The 21,057-nt window shown below is 70.0% G+C and carries 20 protein-coding genes and 1 tRNA gene; 7 read left to right on the forward strand and 14 right to left on the reverse strand.

Annotated features, from left to right (window positions below; all coding sequences use genetic code 11):
- Window positions 1-41: 41 nt before the first annotated feature.
- Genes QM720_RS01765 through QM720_RS01775 form a run of 3 tightly spaced genes read left to right on the forward strand, consistent with a single transcriptional unit; the run spans window position 42 to window position 3,450 of the window.
- Complete coding sequence (locus QM720_RS01765) at window positions 42-1,676, forward strand: bifunctional 3-(3-hydroxy-phenyl)propionate/3-hydroxycinnamic acid hydroxylase (protein WP_415124454.1); 1,635 nt, start codon at window positions 42-44, stop codon at window positions 1,674-1,676.
- Between the two features lie 21 nt (window positions 1,677-1,697).
- Window positions 1,698-2,663, forward strand: a complete 966-nt coding sequence (locus tag QM720_RS01770; RefSeq protein WP_415124455.1) for a VOC family protein — start codon at window positions 1,698-1,700, stop codon at window positions 2,661-2,663.
- On the forward strand, window positions 2,629-3,450 hold the full coding sequence (locus QM720_RS01775; RefSeq protein WP_415124456.1) for a fumarylacetoacetate hydrolase family protein: 822 nt from the start codon (window positions 2,629-2,631) through the stop codon (window positions 3,448-3,450). Before QM720_RS01770 ends, QM720_RS01775 begins: the two co-directional genes overlap by 35 nt.
- Before the next feature lie 57 nt (window positions 3,451-3,507).
- Here QM720_RS01775 and rplA read toward each other — a convergent pair whose 3' ends face one another.
- From rplA to gabT, 13 genes are all read right to left on the reverse strand, one after another.
- Entirely contained in the window at window positions 3,508-4,197 is a 690-nt protein-coding gene (gene rplA, locus QM720_RS01780; protein ID WP_415124457.1) for a 50S ribosomal protein L1, read from the reverse strand.
- A 13-nt stretch (window positions 4,198-4,210) separates the two neighbouring features.
- On the reverse strand, window positions 4,211-4,642 hold the full coding sequence (rplK, locus tag QM720_RS01785) for a 50S ribosomal protein L11 (RefSeq protein ID WP_045247325.1): 432 nt from the start codon (window positions 4,640-4,642) through the stop codon (window positions 4,211-4,213).
- 141 nt (window positions 4,643-4,783) lie between these two features.
- Window positions 4,784-5,167, reverse strand: coding sequence for a type II toxin-antitoxin system VapC family toxin (locus QM720_RS01790; RefSeq protein ID WP_415124458.1), 384 nt, complete (start codon window positions 5,165-5,167; stop codon window positions 4,784-4,786).
- Entirely contained in the window at window positions 5,164-5,427 is a 264-nt protein-coding gene (locus tag QM720_RS01795) for a hypothetical protein (RefSeq protein WP_415124459.1), read from the reverse strand. Before QM720_RS01795 ends, QM720_RS01790 begins: the two co-directional genes overlap by 4 nt.
- Window positions 5,428-5,645: 218 nt before the next feature.
- Window positions 5,646-6,731, reverse strand: coding sequence for a transcription termination/antitermination protein NusG (gene nusG, locus QM720_RS01800; RefSeq protein ID WP_415124460.1), 1,086 nt, complete (start codon window positions 6,729-6,731; stop codon window positions 5,646-5,648).
- Between the two features lie 53 nt (window positions 6,732-6,784).
- A complete protein-coding gene (gene secE / locus QM720_RS01805; protein ID WP_415124461.1) occupies window positions 6,785-7,048 on the reverse strand; it encodes a preprotein translocase subunit SecE in 264 nt (87 codons plus the stop codon).
- 75 nt (window positions 7,049-7,123) lie between these two features.
- A tRNA-Trp gene (locus QM720_RS01810) sits at window positions 7,124-7,196 on the reverse strand.
- Window positions 7,197-7,366: 170 nt separating this feature from the next.
- Window positions 7,367-7,804 (reverse strand): pyridoxamine 5'-phosphate oxidase family protein, encoded by a 438-nt coding sequence (locus tag QM720_RS01815; protein ID WP_415124462.1) that lies wholly within the window; start codon window positions 7,802-7,804, stop codon window positions 7,367-7,369.
- A 59-nt stretch (window positions 7,805-7,863) separates the two neighbouring features.
- Entirely contained in the window at window positions 7,864-8,280 is a 417-nt protein-coding gene (locus QM720_RS01820) for a PIN domain nuclease (RefSeq protein ID WP_415124463.1), read from the reverse strand.
- Window positions 8,271-8,495 (reverse strand): hypothetical protein, encoded by a 225-nt coding sequence (locus tag QM720_RS01825; protein WP_415124464.1) that lies wholly within the window; start codon window positions 8,493-8,495, stop codon window positions 8,271-8,273. The genes QM720_RS01820 and QM720_RS01825 overlap by 10 nt, the downstream gene beginning before the upstream one ends.
- Window positions 8,496-8,549: 54 nt before the next feature.
- Complete coding sequence (locus QM720_RS01830; protein WP_415124465.1) at window positions 8,550-9,914, reverse strand: NAD-dependent succinate-semialdehyde dehydrogenase; 1,365 nt, start codon at window positions 9,912-9,914, stop codon at window positions 8,550-8,552.
- A 59-nt stretch (window positions 9,915-9,973) separates the two neighbouring features.
- The gene (locus QM720_RS01835; RefSeq protein ID WP_415124466.1) at window positions 9,974-11,332 is read right to left on the reverse strand and encodes a flavin monoamine oxidase family protein; all 1,359 of its coding nucleotides are present in this window, start codon (window positions 11,330-11,332) and stop codon (window positions 9,974-9,976) included.
- A 122-nt stretch (window positions 11,333-11,454) separates the two neighbouring features.
- Entirely contained in the window at window positions 11,455-12,804 is a 1,350-nt protein-coding gene (gene gabT / locus QM720_RS01840; RefSeq protein ID WP_415124467.1) for a 4-aminobutyrate--2-oxoglutarate transaminase, read from the reverse strand.
- 105 nt (window positions 12,805-12,909) lie between these two features.
- On the opposite strand from gabT, the gene QM720_RS01845 reads away from it, so the two are divergent.
- Window positions 12,910-14,457 carry a PucR family transcriptional regulator ligand-binding domain-containing protein gene (locus tag QM720_RS01845; RefSeq protein ID WP_415124468.1) on the forward strand — a complete coding sequence of 516 codons (1,548 nt, stop codon included), beginning with the start codon at window positions 12,910-12,912 and terminating at the stop codon, window positions 14,455-14,457.
- On the opposite strand, the gene QM720_RS01850 is transcribed toward QM720_RS01845, so the two are convergent.
- The gene (locus QM720_RS01850) at window positions 14,454-15,908 is read right to left on the reverse strand and encodes a helix-turn-helix domain-containing protein (RefSeq protein WP_415124469.1); all 1,455 of its coding nucleotides are present in this window, start codon (window positions 15,906-15,908) and stop codon (window positions 14,454-14,456) included. The two genes, QM720_RS01845 and QM720_RS01850, sit on opposite strands and share 4 nt — an antisense overlap.
- 121 nt (window positions 15,909-16,029) lie before the next feature.
- Here QM720_RS01850 and aceB point away from each other — a divergent pair, with 121 nt between their 5' ends.
- The 3 genes from aceB to QM720_RS01865 are packed head-to-tail and all read left to right on the forward strand — an operon-like array spanning window position 16,030 to window position 21,042.
- Entirely contained in the window at window positions 16,030-17,646 is a 1,617-nt protein-coding gene (gene aceB / locus QM720_RS01855) for a malate synthase A (protein WP_415124470.1), read from the forward strand.
- A gap of 51 nt (window positions 17,647-17,697) precedes the next feature.
- The gene (locus tag QM720_RS01860) at window positions 17,698-19,293 is read left to right on the forward strand and encodes an isocitrate lyase (RefSeq protein WP_415124471.1); all 1,596 of its coding nucleotides are present in this window, start codon (window positions 17,698-17,700) and stop codon (window positions 19,291-19,293) included.
- 21 nt (window positions 19,294-19,314) lie between these two features.
- On the forward strand, window positions 19,315-21,042 hold the full coding sequence (locus QM720_RS01865; RefSeq protein WP_415124472.1) for an alkaline phosphatase family protein: 1,728 nt from the start codon (window positions 19,315-19,317) through the stop codon (window positions 21,040-21,042).
- Window positions 21,043-21,057 lie beyond the last annotated feature (15 nt).

Below are 21,057 nucleotides of genomic sequence, written 5' to 3' on the forward strand. Positions count from 1 at the left end.
ATAGTGGCTCACTAAACAGGACATGACACAAGGATGTGAGAGTGGAGCAGCAGATCTCTACCGAGGTGCTCGTGGTGGGCGCCGGCCCGGTGGGCATGACGAGCGCCCTGCTGATGGCCTCGCACGGCATCGCCGTCGTACTGATCGAGAAGAACGCCACGACCGCCGACGATCCCAAGGCGATCAGCCTCGATGACGAGTCCCTGCGCGTCTACCAGCGCGCGGGGATGGTCGATCAGGTGCTGCCTGTCATCGTCCCCGGCACCGGCACCAGCTACTTCGACGCCGACGATCAGCTGCTGTTTCACGGCGGCGCTGCCGTGCCGAATCGGTTCGGCTTCCCCTTCAAGAACCCCTTTGCCCAGCCCGACCTGGAAAAGGCGCTGCGCTCGGCGCTGGAGCAGCATCCGCGCGTGGACGTGCGCTTCTCCACCGAACTCATCGGCCTCGAGCAGGATGCCGACGGCGTGACCGCCCGCGTCCGCACCCCGCACGACGACGGGTCGATCCGGGCCAGAGCCGTGCTCGCCGCCGACGGCGGACGCTCCGCGGTGCGAGCCCTGCTGGACATCCCGATGAGCGGTCGCAGCCACCCCGACGTCTGGCTGGTCGTGGACTGCTTGGAAGACCCGCACGCCGAGCGTTACGGCATGCACCACGGCGACCCCCGGCGACCCTACGTGGTGGTTGCGGGTCTGCATGGCCGTTGCCGTTACGAGTTCTACCTGCACCCGGGCGAGGGCGAAGCGACCGAGAATCCTCCGTTCGAGTTGATCGAGCGCCTGCTCAGCCCCCTGCGGCCGATCACCCCGCAACAGGTCGAGCGCGCCGTCTCATACCGCTTTCACGGGCTCACCGCCGACCGCTGGCGTGATGGGCGCGTCTTCCTGCTGGGCGACGCCGCCCATATGATGCCGCCCTTCGCCGGCCAGGGCCTCAATTCCGGCATCCGCGACGCCGCCAACCTCACTTGGAAGGTCGCCGCGGTCCTGCGCGCAGAGGCGCCGGACGCACTGCTGGACACCTACGAGCATGAACGGCGCGCCCACGCCCGCGCCGTCGTCCGCTCGTCCGAACGCCTGGGGCGCGTGGTGATGACGACCAACGAGCGCCTCGCACGCTTTCGGGACCGCGTCGTGCGCCAGGCGCTGTCGACCCGGGAAGGGCGGGACTTCTTCGAGGGCATGCGCTACCGCCCATCGACCCGCATCACCGAGGGCCTCGTGCTGCGCGCCGAACGTGACGCGCTCGCGGGCACCAGCATCGGCCAGCCCTCGGTCTTCGACTTCGACCGTCGCGCTACCACGCCCTTCGATGACCTGCTCGGAACCGGCTGGGCGCTGATCGGGGTCGGCCTCGACGCCGATCAGCCATGGGCCGGGGTGGCGGAGCTCTTCCCCGCACTGACGCCCCGCCTGGTCGACGTGCCGCTGGATGACACCGTGCGCGACCGTCCGCCCGGTGTGACGGTGACCATCGATCTCGACGGGCGTCTCTATGCCGAGGTCGACGCCGCGCGCGGGCGCTTCCTGCTGGTCCGGCCCGACCGGGTGATCGCCGCAGTGCTGTCGACCGACGAGCTTGCCCACGCGGAGCAGGATCTCGGCCTGCGCCTCCCCAGGGATGGCGTGCCGACCGACCACGGCGGGGCCAGGCTCCGCGCACTCGCCCGCTAGACCTTCGGAAAGGAATCACCCATGCAACGACCCCCGCGGTTCACCATCCCCGAGGGCGCCCACGCCGGCACCCTCCACCGCACGCACGTCTCGCACATCGGCTTCGTCGTTCCCGACATCGCCGCCGCCGAGGCCTTCTACTGCCGCGTGCTCGGCATGAAGCGGCACAGCGTGCTCCCCGACGGCCGGGTGCGGCTCGGCTGGGGCGAAGGCCATCACGTCATCGACCTGTCCGAGGGGGACAAGACGCTTGCCCACTACGGCTTCGAGGTGCGCGATGAGGGCGGTCTCGACGGTATCCGTGCCCGCCTCACCGAGGCCGGCATCCCGTTCGATCCGCTCGATCCTGCCGATGTCGACGAGGCCGTCGGCACCCCGGACGGTATCGCCGTCACCGACCCCGACGGCACCACGGTGCATTTCCACAGCGAGGTGCGCCGCCACGGTGAGAACTCCGCCGACACCGGCCGCCGCCCCATCAAGTTCCAGCACACCACGGTCGGCACCGTCGATGTGGCACCGATGGCGACCTTCTACACCGACGTCATCGGCTTCCGGATCTCGGATCAGCTTGACGACGGCAACTTCGCCTGGCTGCGCAGTGACCGCGACCACCACACGCTGGCGATCGTGCGGGTGGGCAGGTCGGGAGACATCGACCACTACTCCTACGACCTCTCGGAGTGGGAGGACTTCAAGACGTGGTGCGACCGGCTCACCGAACTCGACGTGCCCGTCAGCTGGGGCCCGGCCGGCATGGCCCCGGAAACAACCTCTTCGTGTTCTTCGACGACCCCGCGGGCAACCACATCGAACTCTCCGCCGAGATGGAGAAGTTCTACGACGATCGCGTCGCCTACGTGCCGCGCACGTGGACGCCGGCACCCACCACTGTCAACCTCTGGGGCGGCCAGACACCGACCTGGCGTCGAGTCGGAGAGGACCACATCTGATGACCTGGGTCGCATATCGCAAGGACGGCCATGAGCACGTCGGCATCGTCGACGGCGATCGCTACGTGCCGCTGAAGGGCATCCGGCGCATCGATGCCGCCACCGGCTCGGCCGAGCTGCGCCAGGCGGAGCCGGATCCCGACGGCGCGGTGCACGCCGTCGACGTCGAGCTGCTGCCGCCGTCGTGGGCGCCGGAGAAGGTCTTCTGCGTGGGCCTGAACTATGACGAGCACATCCGCGAGACCGGGAGGGATCTTCCCACCTACCCGGTGCTGTTCCCCAAGTACGCCTCAAGCCTGATCGCCGCAGACCGGCCCATCCCGGTGCCCGCGGAGTCGTCGCAGGTGGACTACGAGGCCGAGGTGGCCGTGGTAATCGGGAAGGCCGGTCGGCGCATCCCCCGCGAGCGTGCCATGGAGCATGTCCTGGGCTACACCGTCGCGAACGACGTCACGATGCGCGACTACCAGTACAAGACTCACCAGTGGCTGCAGGGCAAGGCATGGGACGGCGCAACGCCGATCGGGCCGTTCCTCGTGCCGCATGAGGAGGTGGACCTGCCCGCGTGCCGCATCCGCACCGTCGTGGACGGGGTGACGGTGCAGGACTCGGAGCTGTCGGTGCTGATCTTCGATGTGCCAACACTGATCGCAACGATCTCGGAGTTCACCGCCCTCGCACCCGGCGACATCATCCTGACCGGCACTCCGGGCGGGGTGGGCTTCCGCCGCGACCCGCAGCTGTTCCTCACGCCGGGCTCCACCGTGACGGTCGAGGTCGACGGGATCGGCAGGATCGAGAGCCCGGTGATCGCCGAGTAGCCACCACCCAGACGCGAAACGGCCCCCGCGACAGCGGGGGCCGTTCGTGTCTGTGCGTCAGACGAGCGTGTTGACGTCCAGCGGGATGCCGGGGCCGAACGTGGTCGACACGGCGCCCTTCTGGATGTAGCGGCCCTTCGAGCTCGACGGCTTCAGGCGCACGATCTCGTCGACCGCGGCCTTGAAGTTCTCGTCCAGCTGCTCGGCCGTGAACGAGGCCTTGCCGACGACGAAGTGCACGTTGGCGTGCTTGTCGACGCGGAACTCGATCTTGCCGCCCTTGATCTCCTCGACGGCCTTGGCCGGGTTGGGGGTCACGGTGCCGGTCTTCGGGTTCGGCATGAGGCCACGGGGGCCGAGCACCTTGCCCAGGCGACCGACCTGGCCCATGAGCTCGGGCGTCGAGACGGCCGCGTCGAACGCGGTCCAGCCGCCGGCGACCTTCTCGATGAGCTCGGCGCCGCCGACCTCGTCCGCACCGGCGGCGATGGCGGCCTCGGCGGCCGGGCCCGTCGCGAACACGATGACGCGGGCGGTCTTGCCCGTGCCGTGCGGCAGCATGACGGTGCCGCGCACCATCTGGTCGGCCTTGCGCGGGTCGACCGAGAGCTTCAGCGCGACCTCGACGGTCGAGTCGAACTTCGCCGAGCCGGTGACCTTCGCGAGGTTGACGGCCTCGGTGGACGTGTAGAACTTGTCGCGGTCGATCTTCGCCGCTGCTGCTTCGTAAGCCTTGGACTTAGCCATTTTCTGTTCCCCCTCAGTCCTCGACCGTGATGCCCATGGAACGGGCGGTGCCGGCGATGATCTTCGACGCGGCCTCGATGTCGTTCGCGTTCAGGTCGGGCTGCTTGGTCTCGGCGATCTGGCGCACCTGCTCCTTGGTGAGCTTGGCGACCTTCACCGTGTGCGGGGTCTTCGACCCCTTCTGCACGCCAGCGGCCTTCTTGATGAGCTCCGCCGCCGGCGGGGTCTTCAGGATGAACGTGAAGCTGCGGTCCTCGTAGACGGTGATCTCGACGGGGATGACGTTGCCGCGCTGCGACTCGGTCGCGGCGTTGTACGCCTTGCAGAACTCCATGATGTTGACGCCATGCTGACCGAGCGCGGGGCCGATCGGCGGCGCCGGGTTGGCGGCACCGGCGTTGATCTGAAGCTTGATCAGGCCGGTCACCTTCTTCTTCGGTGCCATTTCTTCTCCTTTTCGTGCGCCGAATCGGCGCGCTGCCACGAGCCAGGCGATTCCTGGACGTGGTGTGGATTGGTGCGCGACACGCGCGCAACCTCTCAAGTCTACCGGATGCCGCTCGCCGCCGCATCCGGTGTCCCGTCGTCAGCCGCCGACGACGGCGACACCCTGCGCCCGCGCGGCCACCGCGAGACGCTCGTCGAACGTCGCGAGGGTCGCACGTGCGCGCATCGCCGTGTCGAGCACGCAGCAGTCCGGCATCCTGATCCCCGTGCGCGAACGCAGCTCAGCGAGCTCGAGCGGATCGTCCAACTCGTCGCGCAGCTCGACCCCCGCGGCGGCGAAGCGCTGCGCCGTCAGCCGCGACTGGCCCGCCGCGGCGGCCCGCACGAGCGACTCGGCCATCGTCAGCCGGTGCACCAGCAGGCGTTCGTTCGCGTGCGCCCCGATCAGCGCCAGCGCCGCGGCATGATGCGGATCCGCTCCGTCGGCGATCGCGATGATCACGCTGGCGTCGAGGACGATCACTCCGGCCACTCCTGACGGAGCTCTTCGAGGTACCCCGGCGGGTAGAGCCCCGTGAGCGAACCCGCCAGTTCGTCGAGCGCTGCGCGACGACGAGCGATCTCCTCCTCGCTCACCTCGGGGAGCCGCTCGCCGTTGTGCATGATGAGCCGCACAAGCAGCCGAGATCGGGGTTCGCCCGGCCACCGTCGCTCCGCCGCGTCGAGCGCGCGCGCGACCTCGTCGGTCTCCGTGACCTGGTACCGGTGACGAGCGGTCGGCATACCGGAAGTGTACCACCGACGATCAGGTGATTCACCTCCATCGCCATGTCTGGCATCCGCCCGTCCACGGCGGTTCAGGATGCCGCTGACCGCCCATCCCGCACGAGAAACCACATCCGTGGCGAAAAACCACGTGGCACGTGGTTTCTCAGGCGGAAAGTGGTTTCTCACCGACGCGACGCGGCGCGGCGCGGACGCGGCGCGACGCGAAGGGATGCCTACTGCTTGGTGACCTGGTCGAACGAGAGCTCGACCGGGGTCTCGCGCTCGAAGAGCGAGACGAGCACGGTGAGCTTGCCGCTCTCGGGCTTGATCTCGCTGATCGAACCGGGCAGGCCCGCGAACGAGCCCTCCTTGATGGTGATCGTCTCGCCGACCTCGAAGTCGACCTCGGTGACGACGCTGCGCTGCTGCGCGGCCCCGCCCTTCGCGGCGCCCTTGGCGGGAGCCACCTCGGCGACCTGCACGAGCGAGCGCAGCATGTTGAAGGCCTCTTCGAAGCGCAGCGGCGTCGGGTTGTGCGCGTTGCCGACGAAGCCGGTGACGCCGGGCGTGTGGCGCACGACCGACCAGGTGTCTTCGTTGAGCTCCATGCGCACGAGCACATAGCCCGGGATGCGCACGCGCGTGACCATCTTGCGCTGGCCGTTCTTGATCTCGACGACGTCCTCCATCGGGACCTCGACCTGGTAGATGTCCTCTTCGACCTCGAGCGTGTTCTTGCGCTGCTCGATGTTGGCCTTCACCTTGCGCTCGAAGCCCGCGTACGAGTGGATGACGTACCACTTGCCCGGCTGCTCCCGCAGCTCGGCGCGGAACGCCTCGTAGGGGTCTTCGGGGATGTCGCCGGCCAGTACGGCGGCCTCGGCGGCATCCACCACGGCGTCGCCGGCGGCGACCTCCGCGACGAACTCATCATCGAGCGCGGGCTCGTCGGGCTCGCCGCCCACGTCGGGGCCGTCGTAGGGGGCGACCTCGTCCGCGGCGTGCGCGGCCAGGTCGGCGAGGTCTTCGGCGAGCGAGTCGCTGAGCACCTCGGCGGCGGCCTCCGCCTCGTCAGCGCTGTCGATCTCCAGTGCGTCGTTCACGATGGCGTCGGCCTCCGGGTCGTCGATGTCGATGTCGTCCAGTTCTTCGTCGTCGATCTCGTCCTCGTCGTCGACGATGTGGATGGCGAGGTGCTCGGCCGGTGCCGACGCCAGTTCTTCGGCCGCGAGGATGTTGCCCTCCTGGGCCTCGTCGTCTTCGCTGGACTGCTCTGCGGCGGTCGCCCAGTCGGCGTCGTCGACATACTTTTCAGACACGTGCGTTCTCTTCCATCGGGGGTCGTGCGGTCATTGCTGCGGTGCGCGGCCGATCAGCTCGGCGCTCCGAAGACCACCTGCACGACCCAGGTGAAGAGCAAGTCGAGGCCGTACACGAGCGCCATCATGACGACGACGAAGCCCAGCACGACCGCCGTGAACTTCACGAGCTCCTGGCGGGTCGGGGTGACGACCTTGCGGAGTTCGGCGAAGACCTGGCGGATGAAGAGGGCGACCCGCTGGAAGAAGTTCAGCTTCTTCTCACGGGGTACGCCGCCTGCTGCGACGACGTCACCGTGCGCCTCTTCCTGGACCATGTACCCACCTGTATGACTTACTTCCGCGCCGGCGTGTGCCGGCGGCTCCTTCGTTGTCAGCTGTGCGCTGACGCGCAGGGCGGACAGGAATCGAACCTGCAACCTGCGGTTTTGGAGACCGCTGCTCTGCCAATTGAGCTACCGCCCTATAGATCTTTCGACCTGGATCTCGCGACCTTCGTCATCCGATCCCGGGGAAATCTGCGCTCACGCTGCCCGCATGCGGGCACGGCGAAAGAATGCAGACTTCAACTGCACGTCCCAGTCTACGTCATGCCTCCGGCGCTCGCGAACGCGCGGGATGCCGACGGCCCGCCGTCAGTACTGCTGCACGCCGTAGCGGTCGGGTTCTTCGCCGCGCCGGAATTCCCGACCCGACAGGGATGCCGGCGCGATGCGCACGTAGTTGTACTTGAGCGTCGGGATCCACGGCGACAGCGGCAGCGCGTCGGCGGCCTCGACCTCTGCGGCCGTGGTGAGGCGCTGTGCGTGGCCGCGGACGACGATGCTCCACGCGTCGGCGTCGGTATGCTCGTCGACCTCGAACAGCACGTCGTCGTTGATGGTCAGCTCGGTGAGCTTGCTGCCCTCGGCGGTGCGGAACACGATGCTCTCGCCGTCGACGGTGTAGTTCACCGGGAAGATGTCGAGCAGGTTCCCGACGTGGGTGACGAGGCGCCCGAGCTGCTGCGCGGCGAGGCGCTCCCAGCACTGGCTGTCGGTGAGGACGACGACGACGTCGGATTGACTGTCCATCTCCCCATCCTGCCCCTCCGCGGCGGGACGCGAAAGGGCCGAACGCCGGAACAAACCGGTCAGGATTCGAGGCGCTGCATCGGCTGACCGGTGATCGCCGCGATGAGATCGAAGTCTTTGTCCACGGCGAGCACCGTGAGACCGCACTTCTCTGCCGTCGCGGCGATCATGAGGTCCGGGATGGACGGCGCGCGATGCTGCCCGCGCGCGGCGAGCGCCAGCTGCACCTCGAACGCACGGTCCTCGATGGCGGGCGTTGCGTGCACGATGGGCATGAGCGATAGCGGCGGCAGATCGAAAGCCTCCCGCGCGGCGACCGCCGACCGGGCCGAGAATCCGAGTTCCAGTCGGGTGATCGCCGACAGCTGCACCACGCCTCGCTCGATGCGCCGGTTCCAGGCGTCCATGTCGGCGACATGCCCCTGCTGCATGCGCACGAACGCTGATTTGTCGAGCAGCCAGCGCGTCACCGCCATGCAGCGTCCATAACGTCAGGATCGGCAAGATCACCGAATGCCGCCGCCGAGCGCGCCCAGTCGGCAGCGCACAGCTCCGCGCCTGACGCGGACACCGCAGCCCCTTCGAGCTTGCGCCGCAGGAACTCATTGCGCGAAAGCCCGTGAGCCGAGGCCTCGGCGTCGATCCGATCGACGGCATCACGGCTCAGGCCGCGCACGAGAATGTCGGTCATGGTCATCGCCTCCGCGATATCATGATATCACTGACGGCGACGGCGCTTCGCTGATCACACGGCGGCGCGGATGAGCTTCTTGTTGACGAACTCCTCGGCGGCCAGCAGCCCCATCTCGCGCCCGGTGCCGCTGCGCTTGACGCCGCCGAACGGCAGCTCGGGCGAGTCGGCGAGCACGATGTTGATGTAGACCATGCCGGCATCCAGGGCGTCGGCGATGCGCGCGGCCTGCTCCGGGTCGGTCGTGAAGACGTACGAGCCCAGTCCGAACGACGTGGCGTTGGCGAGCGCGACCGCCTCGTCCTCGCCCGACACGCGGTACACCGACGCGACGGGGCCGAAGAACTCCTCGCGGTACGCGTCCATGTCGGGCGTGATGCCGGTCAGCACCGTCCCCGGGTAGAACGCCCCGTCGCGGATGCCGCCGGTGACGACCGTCGCCCCCTGCGCGACGGCGCGGTCGACCTGCTCGGCGAGCCGCTCGGCGGCGGCCAGCGACGACAGCGGGCCGATCACGGTGTCGGCGGCGAACGGGTCGCCGACCTTCGCGGCGGCCATGCCCGCCGTCAGCTTCGACAGGAACTCGTCGTACAGCCCGTCGGCGACGACGAAGCGCTTGGCGGCGTTGCACGACTGGCCGTTGTTGTCGAGGCGGGCGTCGAGGGCCATCTGCACGGCCCCGTCGAGGTCGTCGGTCGACAGCAGGATGAAGGGGTCGGACCCGCCGAGCTCGAGCACGACCTTCTTCAGGTTGCGCCCGGCGACCTCGGCGACGGCCGATCCGGCGCGCTCCGAACCGGTCACCGACACGCCCTGCACTCGCGGGTCGGCGATGACGGCGGCGGCCTGCTCGTTGCTCAGCCGCACGTCGGCGTACGCGCCGGCCGGGAAGCCGGCATCCGTGTACATCTGCGCGATGGCCGCGGCCGACTCCGGGCACTGCGGCGCGTGCTTGAGCAGGATCGTGTTGCCGATGGCGAGGTTGGGGGCGGCGAAGCGGGCCACCTGGTAGTACGGGAAGTTCCACGGCATGATCCCGAGCAGCACGCCCAGCGGCGACCGGCGGATCACGGCGGTGCCCTCGGCGAGGATCGTCAGCGGGGTGTCGCCGGTGATCTCGTCGATGTGGTCGGCGTAGAACTCGGTGATGTCGGCGGCGAAGTCGACCTCGCCCTCGGCGGCGGCGAGGGGCTTGCCCATCTCGCGCACGATGATCGCGGCGAGCTCGTCGCGGCGCTCACGATGCAGCTGCGCGACCCGCCGGATCAGGGCGGCGCGCTCGGCGGGCGTGGACGAGCGCCCCCAGCCGCGGGTCGCCGCATCGGCGGCCGCGATGGCCGCTTCGACCTCGGCGTCGGTCGCCTCGGGGTAGGTGGCGAGCGTCTCGCCGGTGGCGGGGTTCACAACCGCATACGTCATTGCGTGCTCCATTCGTGAAGTCGTAAGGGCGGGGGCTCCTGCCCCCCATCATGCCGGGTTCAGCCGCGCGCGTCTGCGACGATCTGCTCGGCGGCCAGGCGCCCCATGCGGATCGCGCCGTCGACGTGCTGATAGCCCGCCCCGGCCATGTCGCTGCACGCGAAGTGGATCGGCCCGACCGGTGTGCGCAGGTCGGCGCCGTATCGGCTGAGTCCCCCGAGATCGAAGGATGCCGCGTACGCGCCGCGCGTCCACTCCTCGCTGCCCCAGTCGCTCTCGTAGTAGACGACCGGGTTCTTCGCCTCGGGCCCGTAGTAGTGGCTCAGCGACTCGAGGATGCGTTGCTTGCGCTCCTCGGCGCTCAGCCGGAACAGGTCGTCGGCGTTGCGGTCGGAGACGAAGCCGACCAGGGTGCCGCGCTCGTCGCCGAAGTTCGTGTTGTCGTAGGCCTCGTGCGACAGCTCGTACGGGCTGAACGCGGTGCCCGACAGCCCCTGCTCGCGCCAGAACGGACGGTCGTAGACCGCGTGCACCTTGATGACGAAGCCCATCGAGATGTGCTGGTGCATCTGGTGCTGCAGCCGCGGCAGCGGCGGCACGAACGAGATGCGGTTGTACAGCACCGGCGCGAGGGCCAGGATCGCGTGCCGCGCCCGCACCGTCATGCCGTCGGCGACGGCCGTCACGCCGCCGTCGCCGTATTCCAGGGTGCGCACCGGCTGGTTCAGGAAGACGTCGCCGCCGAGGCGCTCGGCCAGCAGCAGCGGCACCTGCTGCAGCCCGCCGACGACGCGCTTGTCGAGGATGAAGTCGGCGTCGACGAGGTGCGAGTAGCTTCCCGCGGATGCCGCCATCAGCAGCGACTGCAGCAGCGAGAACGCGTGCGTGGGCTTGGTGAGCATCGCCGGCCCCGTCGCGAAGGCCAGGTTGCGGATCGCCTCGTCGTCGTCGGTCTGCGCGCGCAGCCAGGCATCCCACGAGATCGCGTCCCATTCGGCCGCCTGGGGGTGTGCCCACGGCCGGTCGGGGTCGATGCCTGCGACCATCGCGTCGAGGCGTTCCCCGATCTCGCTGATGATGCGCTCGGTCTCCGCGCCCGCCGGGAACAGGTCGCCGGTGAAGCGGTGCGCGACCCCGTCGGCGCCGACGTACACGCTGTCGCCGTCGCGGTAGCGCTCGTAGGTCTCCAGCCCCAGCTCGTCGATCGTCTCGATCAGGGCATCCTGGTCGGGCGAGACCCACTGGCCGCCGATCTCGAGCATCGCGCCGTCGATCGTGTCGGTCCACAGGCGCCCGCCGACGCGGTCCCGCGCCTCGAGCACGGCGACCGACAGCCCGGCCTTCCTCAGCTGATTGGCGGCGGTCAGCCCTGCGGCTCCGGCACCGACGATGACGACGTCACGGGTGATCTCGGTCATGGGTCGTGCTCCCTCTGTGTGTCGAACCTGCCGGTTGCTCTCGACCCCGCCGGTTGCGAACGGTGTGCAAGCGGCCCGGTCGTTGCCAAAGGGCAGGTTCAACGGGGTGGTGGTGGGTGGGGTCAGTGTGCGGCCAGGGCTGCGACGACGACGTCGAGACCCTCGTTCAGGAGGTCGTCGCCGATCGACAGCGGCGGCAGGAACCGGATGATGTTGCCGTACGTGCCGCACGTGAGCACGATGACGCCCTGCGCGATCGCGGCCTTCGCGACGGCGGAGGTGAGGGCGGCATCCGGAGCCTTCGTGACGGGGTCGACGAACTCGGCGGCGATCATGGCGCCATGGCCGCGGACGTCGCCGATGCGCGGGTCGGCCTGCTGCACCGACTCGAGACGGGCGCGCAGGATCCCCCCGATTTCGCGCGCCCGCTCGAGCAGGCCGTCCTCCTCGAACGCCTCAATTGCGGCGATCGCCGCGGCACAGGCGACGGGGTTGCCGCCGTAGGTGCCGCCGAGGCCACCGGTGTGGGTGGCATCCATGATCTCCGCGCGTCCGGTGACGGCCGCCAAGGGCATCCCCCCAGCAATGCCCTTGGCGGTGGTGATGAGGTCGGGCACGATGCCGAACAGCTCGCTCGCGAACATCGCGCCGGTGCGGGCGAAACCCGTCTGCACCTCGTCGGCGATGAACACGACGCCGTTCGTCCGGCACCAGTCGACGACCGCCGGCAGGAAGCCGTCGGCGGGCACGATGAACCCGCCCTCGCCCTGGATCGGCTCGATGATGACGGCGGCGAGATTGTCGGCGCCGATCTGCTTCTCGATGAGCGAGACGGCCTTCGCGGCCGCTTCGGCCCCGCTCAGCCCGTCACGGTAGGGGTACGACGCGGGCGCGCGGTACACCTCGGAGGCGAAAGGCCCGAAGCCGCTCTTGTAGGGCATCGCCTTGGCGGTGAGCGCCATCGTGAGGTTGGTGCGGCCGTGGTAGGCGTGATCGAAGGCGACGACGGCCTGGCGGCCGGTGTGCTTGCGGGCGATCTTGACGGCGTTCTCGACGGCCTCGGCGCCCGAGTTGAACAGCGCGGTCTTCTTGGCGTGGTCGCCCGGGGTCAGGCGGTTGAGAGCCTCGGCCACCCCGACGTACGACGCGTACGGCGAGATCATGAAGCACGTGTGCGTCATCTGCGCGACGGCTTCCTGCACGGCGGCGACGACCCGCGGGTTGGCGTTGCCGACGGTCGTGACGGCGATGCCGCTGCCGAGGTCGATGAGCGAGTTTCCGTCGGCATCGACGACGACGCCGCCGCCGGCGGCGACGGCCTCGATCGGCACGGTGTGGGCGACGCCGGCCGCGACGGCGGAGGCCTTGCGCGCGAGGAACTCCTGCGAACGCGGGCCCGGGATGGCGGTGACGAGACGGCGCTCCTGCGCCAGGGCGGGGCCGCCGAGGACGGCGCTGTCGGTCAAGCTCATGCCGGGAGCGTAAGCGCCCGGCATCCCGCGGCACACCTACCGCGGTGTACATTCTGAGACACAGGGTATACGCCGCGTACACCCTGCTTCGAGGGAGGATGCCGCGTGGCCGATCCCCAGCCGACCCTCCGCGCGCTGCTGGCACGCGCCGACCTGTCGCTGCGCCTCGCCTCCGCCGAATCCGCCTCCGACGCGCTCGATGCCCCCCTGCGGTGGGTGCACAGCAGCGACCTCACCGACCCGACGCCGTTCCTCACCGACGACCTGCTGCTGCTGACCACCGGCACCCAGTTCGCCGGCGCCGACGACCCGGAGCCGTATCGCGCCTACGTCGCGCGGCTGCGGGCGCGGGGGGTGCGCGGGCTCGGCTTCGGCACCGAGGTGGTGCGCGCCGGCATCCCGCCCGCCCTCGTCGACGCGTGCCGCGACGAGCGGATGCCGCTGTTCGAGGTGCCGTACCGCACGCCGTTCATCGCCATCGCGCGCGCGAACGCCGAGGCGATCGCCGCGCAGGCGTACGCGCGGCGCACGTGGGCGCTCGCGGCGCAGCGCGCGATCTCGCTGGCCGCCCTGCGCCCCGACGGGCTCGGCGCGACCGTCGCCGAACTCGCCAGGCAGCTCGGCGCCTGGGTCGGCCTGTTCGACGCGGCCGCGGTGCTGACCCACGGTTCCGGAACGCTGCCCGACGGCTTACGCGACGCCCTCGCGGTCGAGACCGGTGCGGTGCTGCGCCGCGGCGCCCGCGCCGCCTCGACGCTGGTGCTGGGCGGGCAGCGGGTCACGATGCAGACCCTCGGACGCGGCGGGCACCTCCGCGGTCTCATCGCGATCGTCGGCACCGAACTCGACCTCGAGGGCCGCAGCGTCGTCACGTCGGTCATCGCGATGGCCGGTCTCGCCCTGGAGCAGAACGTCACCCTCGGGCGTGCCCGCACCGCCCTGCGCGCGGGACTCGTGCAGGCGCTGCTGGGAGACGACCCAACGCTCGCCCGCCGCGTGTCGCGCGAGCTGTGGGGGGCGCTGCCGCCGGCGCCGGTCGTCGTCGCCGTCGCGAGCGTCGCCCCCGGCCGGTTCGATGCCGCCGTCGACTGGCTCGAACTGCGCGTCGCCGAGTCGCGTGGCGCGCTGTTCCACGGCCGGGGCCCCGACGGCGTCGTGATCGTGGTGCCGGCCGGAGGAACGGATGGCCGGGGCACACCGGCCACAGCCGCACTGCTCGACGAGTTCGCCGCCCTGTTCGACGCCGTCGTGGGCGCCGCCGACCCCGCCGACTATGCCGGGTTCTCGCGCGCGCACGCGCAGGCCGTGACCGCGGCGCGGCGGGCTCGCGCCGGCGAGGTGGCGCACTTCGCCGATGCCGCCGGCGGCGGCGTGCTCGCCGGCCTCGACTCCCCCGATGCCCGGGCGCTCGCCGACGCCTTCCTGCGGCCGCTGCGGACGTACGACGACGCGCACGGCACCGCGCTCATCGCGACGGTGCGCACCTGGCTGGAGCACGACGCCCGCATCGACGGGACGGCGCAGGCCCTCGGCATCCATCGCCACACCGTGCGCGCGCGCGTCGCACAGGCGCAGCAATTGCTCGGCCTCGACCTGGCATCGTTCCCTGCCCGCGCCGAGCTGTGGGCCGCCCTCGTCGCCGCGGCTGTCTAGCGCGGCGCGTGGGCGTCGAGGAACTCGTACAGGTCGGTCGTGTCGACACCGGGGAAGGCGCCGGTCGGCAGGGTCGCCAGCAGCGTCCGGGGCGTGCGCACGTTGGGCCAGGCCTGGTCGCGCCATTGCCCCTCCAGGTCGGCGGGCGGGCGCCGGCAGCACACCTCCACGGCGTGCCGCGAGACCCCGCGATTGGTGGTCTCGCGCCCGACGAACCACTTCGTGTCGTCGAACCGCACCCCCACCGACACCGAGTGCGCGCCCTCGCTGGAGGTCTCCACGCGTGCCGTGCACCAGTACGTCCCGTTGCCGGTGTCGGTGTACTGGTAGTACGGGTTGAACTTGTCGGGGATGTCGAACACCACCCGGCTCGTCCACCGGCGGCAGCACAGCTGACCCTCGATCGACCCGAGCCGGTCGGCCGGGAAGTTCACGTCGTCGTTCTCGTACGCCTTCGTGATGGTGCCCGACTCGTGCACCTTGAGGAAGTGCACGGCAATGCCGAGGTGCCGCGTCGCGAGGTTCGTGAACCGGTGCGCCGCCGTCTCGTACGACACCGAGTAGGCGTCGCGCAGGTCCTCGATCGACAGCGCCCGGCGCGCCTTCACGTCGTGCAGCACCGGCACGGCGTGCTCTTGGGGGATCAGCAGCGCGCCGGTGAGATAGTTCGTCTCGACGCGCTGGCGCAGGAACTGCGCGTAGGAGTGCGGCTCGCTGTGGCCGAGGATCCGCGACGCGAGCGCCTGCAACACGGCGGTGCGCGAGTCGCCCTTGGCCGGGACGGTGCTCGACAGGTAGAGCCGCCCGTTGCGCAGATCCGCGACCGAGCGGGTGGATGCCGGCAGGTCGGGCACGTAGTGCAGGGAGAAGCCCAGGTGGGCGGCGATGTCGCTGGCCGTGCGCTGCGTGAGCGGACCGCCCGGGTGATCGACGGCCCGCAGGATGCCGCGGGCCTGCTCCTCCAGCTCGGCGAAGTAGTTGTCCTGCCGCCGCATGAGGTGCCGCAGCTCGACGTTGGCGCGCCGCGCCTCTTCGGGAGTCGCCGACCGCTCGTCGCCGAGCCGCTCGATCTCGCCCTGCAGGGCGAGGAGGGCGCGGAGGGCATCGTCGGGCACCGACTTGCCGATGCGGAACGGCTCGATGCCGAGTGCGCGGAACGTCTGCCCCTTCATCGCGCGCTCCAGCGCGATCTCCATCGTCGCGCGCTCGTCGAGGGGCTCGGCCTCGAGCAGCTGGTCGACGCTCGCGCCGAGCGCCTTCGCGATCGCGCGCAGCAGGGTGAGCTTCGGTTCGCGCTTGCCGGTCTCGATCATCGACAGCTGGCTCGGCGCGCGTTCGACGGATGCCGCCAGCTCGTCGAGCGTCATCCCGCGGGCCGTGCGCAACTGCCGGATGCGCCGCCCGATCGTGAGCGCGTCCGCCTCGTCTTCCCCGACTTCGACAATCGCCATGTTCGGAAGTGTGTCACAAGAGCAGAAGATCGACAAAACTTCACAGTCGATTTGGTCATGGAACCCGCCAAACTTCACTCAGAGTGGTCTCACGAACACCCCTCCACCGAAGGAGCACCCCATGAGCACCCAGACACTGGCCCCCACGACCATCACGATCGCCGGCCCCGTCCGCGAGCGGTACGACGAGATCCTCACGCCGGGCGCCCTCGAGTTCCTCGCCGAGCTGCACGACCGGTTCGCGGGGCGCCGTCACGACCGCCTCGCCGACCGCATGCGTCGCCGCTTCGAGATCGGCAACGGTCACGACCCGCAGTTCCGGGCCGACACGGCCCACATCCGCGAGGACGACCAGTGGCGCGTCGCCGGCCCCGGCCCGGGCCTGGAAGACCGCCGGGTCGAGATCACCGGGCCGACCGACCCGAAGATGACCATCAACGCGCTCAACTCCGGCGCGAAGGTGTGGCTGGCCGACCAGGAGGACGCGACGAGCCCCACCTGGCGCAACGTCGTCGAGGGGCAGCTGTCGCTGTTCGACGCGATCCGCGGGCAGCTGAGCCACACCTCCCCCGAGGGCAAGGAGTATCGCGTCACCGCCGAGCGCACGCCGACGATCGTGATGCGCCCGCGGGGCTGGCACCTGACCGAGAAGCACCTGCGCTTCACCGATCGGTCGGGGCGGCAGCTCGCGGCATCCGGCTCTCTCGTCGACTTCGGACTGTACTTCTTCCACAACGCCGAGGCGCTCATCGACAGCGGCCGCGGGCCGTACTTCTACCTGCCCAAGCTCGAATCGTCCGAGGAGGCGAAGCTGTGGGACGACGTCTTCAGCTTCAGTGAGCGCTTCCTCGGGATCGACCACGGCACGATCCGTGCCACGGTGCTCATCGAGACGCTGCCGGCGGCGTTCGAGATGGACGAGATCCTCTTCGAGCTGCGCGATCACGCCGCGGGCCTGAACGCGGGACGCTGGGACTACATCTTCTCGATGATCAAGAACTACCGCGGCCGCGGCGCCCGGTTCGTGCTGCCCGACCGCAGCCAGGTCACGATGACGGTGCCGTTCATGCGGGCCTACACCGAGCTGCTCGTGCAGACGTGCCACAAGCGCGGCGCATTCGCGATCGGCGGCATGAGCGCCTTCATCCCGAACCGGCGCGACCCCGAGGTGACGGCACGGGCGTTCGAGAAGGTCGCCGCCGACAAGAAGCGCGAGGCCGGTGACGGCTTCGACGGCACGTGGGTAGCCCACCCCGACCTCATCCCGGTGGCGCAGGCCGAGTTCGACGCCGTGCTCGGCGACCGTCCCCACCAGGTCGACCGCCTGCGCCCCGACGTGCACGTGCAGGCGTCGCAGCTGATCGACGTGCACATCGGCCTGCCGATCACGGATGCCGGGGTGCGCGGCAACGTGTCGGTGGCGATCCGGTACCTCGAGGCGTGGCTGCGCGGCCAGGGCGCCGTCGCGATCGACAACCTCATGGAAGACGCCGCGACGGCGGAGATCAGCCGCAGCCAGGTGTGGCAGTGGATCCACCAGGACCGCCGCACCGAGGACGGCACCCGCATCACGCGCGACTACGTCGAAGGGCTCATCGCCGAGGTGCTGGCCGAGGCGCCCCGCACGGATGCCGACCGCTTCGACGACGCGGCGGAGATCTTCCGCGAGGTGGCGCTCGGCGCCGACTTCCCCGCGTTCCTGACGATCCCCGCCTACGACCGCTACCTCGCCGAGTGACCCGGCATCCATCGACGCATCCATCGACGACGAAGACGTAAGGAAGAGACAATGACCGCCTACCAGGACGACATCGAGGCCATCACCGCCCTCAAGGCTCAGCACGGGCCGGGCTGGGATGCCGTCACCCCCGAGCACGTCGCGCGGATGCGGGCGCAGAACCGGTTCCGCACGGGGCTGGAGATCGCCCGGTACACCGCCGAGATCATGCGCCGCGACATGGCCGCGTACGACGCCGACCCGTCGTGCTACACACAGTCGCTCGGCGTCTGGCACGGCTTCGTCGCGCAGCAGAAGCTCATCTCGATCAAGAAGCACCTGAAGTCGACCCGGGGGCGCTACCTCTACCTCTCGGGCTGGATGGTCGCGGCGATGCGCTCGCAGTTCGGGCCGCTGCCCGACCAGTCGATGCACGAGAAGACGGCGGTGCCGGCGCTCATCGAGGAGATCTACACCTTCTTGAAGCAGGCCGACGCCCGCGAGCTCGACCTCCTGTTCACGCAACTGGATGCCGCCCGCGTCGCGGGCGACGAGACGGCGGTCGAGTTCATCCGGTCGCAGATCGACGCGTTCCAGACCCACGTCGTGCCGATCATCGCCGACATCGACGCGGGCTACGGCAACCCCGAGGCGACCTACCTGCTCGCGAAGAAGATGATCGAGGCGGGCGCCTGCGCCATCCAGATCGAGAACCAGGTGTCGGACGAGAAGCAGTGCGGGCACCAGGACGGCAAGGTGACGGTGCCGCACGACGACTTCCTCGCGAAGCTCAACGCGGTCCGCTACGCCTTCCTCGAGCTGGGGGTCGACAACGGCGTCATCGTCGCCCGCACCGACTCGCTCGGCGCGGGGCTCACCCAGAAGCTCGCGGTCTCCACGCGTCCGGGCGACCTCGGCGACCGGTACAACGCGTTCCTCGACGTCGAGGAGATCGCCGCGCACGACCTCAGCGACGGCGACGTCGTGATCCGTCGTGAGGGGAGGCTCCTGCGACCCAAGCGTCTGCCGAGCAACCTGTACCGGTTCCGGCCCGGCACCGGCGAGGCCCGGTGCGTGCTCGACGGCATCACGGCGCTCCAGCACGGCGCCGACCTGCTGTGGATCGAGACCGAGAAGCCGCACCTGGAGCAGATCGGCGGCATGGTCGACGCGATTCGCGAGGCGGTTCCGAACGCGAAGCTCGTCTACAACAACAGCCCGTCGTTCAACTGGACGCTCAACTTCCGTCAGCAGGCGTACGACGCGCTGGCCGCGCAGGGCCGGGACGTGTCGGCCTACGACCGTGCCGACCTCATGAACGCGGCGTACGACGAGACCGAGCTCGGCCGGCTGGCCGACGAGAGGATCCGATCGTTCCAGCGCGACGGCTCGGCCCGCGCCGGCATCTTCCACCACCTCATCACGCTGCCCACGTACCACACGGCCGCACTGTCGACGGATGACCTCGCCCAGGGCTACTTCGGCGACGACGGCATGCTCGCCTACGTGCGGGGCGTGCAGCGGCGCGAGATCCGCGGAGGCATCGCGACGGTCAAGCACCAGAACATGGCCGGCAGCGACATCGGCGACAACCACAAGGAGTACTTCGCCGGCGACGCCGCCCTCAAGGCCGGCGGCAAGGACAACACGATGAACCAGTTCGGCTGACCTCGCTCGTAGACTGGCGCGATGGCGACGGGAGCGGACGGCGGGTCGGGCGACGGCGCGCCGGCCGACCCGGGCCGGCGGGAGTTCCTGCGGCGGACGGGGATCGGGGTCGCCGGGCTCGCGGTCGGCGGCGGGGCGGCGTTCGGCATCGCCACGGCGATCGGCGCTCAGCACAGCCCCGAGCCCGGCTTCAGTCCGTTGCCAGAGCGCCCCGAACCCGGCTTCGACCACCTCGTCGTGCTGATGTTCGAGAACCGCAGCTTCGACAACGTCCTCGGCCGGCTCTACAGCGCGCAGGAGAAGTCGCGCACGCAGTTCGACGGCCTCGGGCAGGGCGACTACTCCAACCCCGGCCCCGACGGCGCCCGCATCCCGGCGCACGTGTACACGGGCTCGACCGACTCGATCATGCAGCAGCCGCAGCCCGACCCGGGCGAGACGTACCCGCACGTGAACACGCAGCTGTTCGACATCGAGCGGCCGCCGGTGAACGCCCCGTCCGCCGCGGCGAAGCCGACCAACGAGGGGTTCGTGCACGACTACATCACAAACTTCCGCGAATCCGAGGGGCGCGAGCCGACCGCGGCGGAGTACCGCGTCGCGATGGGCGGGTTCGCGCCCGAGATGCTGCCGGTCATGTCCACCCTGGCGCGGGAGTTCGCCGTCTACGACCGGTGGTTCGCGGCCGTGCCGTCGCAGACGTACTGCAACCGCTCGTTCTTCCACGCCTCGACCTCGCACGGCTTCGTCGTCAACCACACCGACGGCTCGTACGAGAAGTGGCTGCACGCCCCCGCGTCGCCGACCATCTTCGACCGGCTGGAGGATGCCGGCATCCCCTGGCGCGTCTACTACGACCCGACGCAGCTCGTCTCGCTCACCGGCTTCATCCACGCCCCGGCGCTGGAGAAGTACTGGAAGACGAACTTCCGCGACATGACCCAGTTCTCCGCGGATGCCGCCGCCGGCACCCTGCCGGCCTACTCCTTCATCGAGCCGCGGATGATCTTCAACCACAACGACATGCACCCGCCGTGGGGCGAGCTGCGCGGCGGCACGCTGACGCTCGAAGACGGCACGACGGTGCAGATCGACAGCAGCGCCATCTCCGACGTGCGCGCCGGCGACAAGCTGCTGCAAGACGTCTACGACGCGATCCGCACGAGTGCGTCGCCCACCGGATCGAACGCGATCAACACGACGCTCGTCGTCACCTTCGACGAGCACGGCGGCATTTTCGACCACGTCGCGCCGCCGGCGGCCACGCCGCCCGACGACGCGGGGCCCGGCGAGATGGGCTTCGGCTTCGACCGCCTCGGGCCGCGCGTGCCGGCGATCGTGATCAGCGCCTACACCGCGGCCGGCACGGTCGTGCACGACGAGATGCACCACGGTGCGGTGATCGCGACCCTGTGCCGCCAGCACGGTCTGGCGCCGCTGACCGCGAGGGATGCCGGCGCGCGGGCGATCGACAACGCCCTCACGCTCACCGCCCCGCGCCAGCCGGGCACCTGGCCGCAGCCGACGGCGCTGTGGGCGCCGCCGAACCCCGAGGCGGTTGCCGACGACACCGCCGACGCGCACCGTGCCCGCCCGCTCACCTCCCCCGCCCGCGGGCTGCTCGGGCTGCTGCTGGAGTACCGGAATCCGCGGGCGAAGGCGCCCACGACCTACGGCGAGGCCTACGACGTGCTGCAGGAAGACGGGCACGGCCTGTTCGGCACGACCGATGCCGCCGCCGGCGACTGACGCCGGGTCGTACCC

Source organism: Microbacterium sp. (genome assembly GCF_047602155.1).
Classification (GTDB): domain Bacteria; phylum Actinomycetota; class Actinomycetes; order Actinomycetales; family Microbacteriaceae; genus Microbacterium.

What these genes read in the sequence shown, in the direction of transcription:
- QM720_RS01770 (WP_415124455.1), top strand. Translation starts at nt 1,698, where the DNA reads ATGCAACGACCCCCGCGGTTCACCATCCCCGAGGGCGCCCACGCCGGC.
- QM720_RS01775 (WP_415124456.1), top strand. Translation starts at nt 2,629, where the DNA reads ATGACCTGGGTCGCATATCGCAAGGACGGCCATGAGCACGTCGGCATC.
- rplA (WP_415124457.1), bottom strand. Translation starts at nt 4,197, where the DNA reads ATGGCTAAGTCCAAGGCTTACGAAGCAGCAGCGGCGAAGATCGACCGC.
- rplK (WP_045247325.1), bottom strand. Translation starts at nt 4,642, where the DNA reads ATGGCACCGAAGAAGAAGGTGACCGGCCTGATCAAGCTTCAGATCAAC.
- QM720_RS01795 (WP_415124459.1), bottom strand. Translation starts at nt 5,427, where the DNA reads ATGCCGACCGCTCGTCACCGGTACCAGGTCACGGAGACCGACGAGGTC.
- secE (WP_415124461.1), bottom strand. Translation starts at nt 7,048, where the DNA reads ATGGTCCAGGAAGAGGCGCACGGTGACGTCGTCGCAGCAGGCGGCGTA.
- QM720_RS01815 (WP_415124462.1), bottom strand. Translation starts at nt 7,804, where the DNA reads ATGGACAGTCAATCCGACGTCGTCGTCGTCCTCACCGACAGCCAGTGC.
- QM720_RS01820 (WP_415124463.1), bottom strand. Translation starts at nt 8,280, where the DNA reads ATGGCGGTGACGCGCTGGCTGCTCGACAAATCAGCGTTCGTGCGCATG.
- QM720_RS01825 (WP_415124464.1), bottom strand. Translation starts at nt 8,495, where the DNA reads ATGACCGACATTCTCGTGCGCGGCCTGAGCCGTGATGCCGTCGATCGG.
- QM720_RS01830 (WP_415124465.1), bottom strand. Translation starts at nt 9,914, where the DNA reads ATGACGTATGCGGTTGTGAACCCCGCCACCGGCGAGACGCTCGCCACC.
- QM720_RS01835 (WP_415124466.1), bottom strand. Translation starts at nt 11,332, where the DNA reads ATGACCGAGATCACCCGTGACGTCGTCATCGTCGGTGCCGGAGCCGCA.
- gabT (WP_415124467.1), bottom strand. Translation starts at nt 12,804, where the DNA reads ATGAGCTTGACCGACAGCGCCGTCCTCGGCGGCCCCGCCCTGGCGCAG.
- QM720_RS01850 (WP_415124469.1), bottom strand. Translation starts at nt 15,908, where the DNA reads ATGGCGATTGTCGAAGTCGGGGAAGACGAGGCGGACGCGCTCACGATC.
- aceB (WP_415124470.1), top strand. Translation starts at nt 16,030, where the DNA reads ATGAGCACCCAGACACTGGCCCCCACGACCATCACGATCGCCGGCCCC.
- QM720_RS01860 (WP_415124471.1), top strand. Translation starts at nt 17,698, where the DNA reads ATGACCGCCTACCAGGACGACATCGAGGCCATCACCGCCCTCAAGGCT.
- QM720_RS01865 (WP_415124472.1), top strand. Translation starts at nt 19,315, where the DNA reads ATGGCGACGGGAGCGGACGGCGGGTCGGGCGACGGCGCGCCGGCCGAC.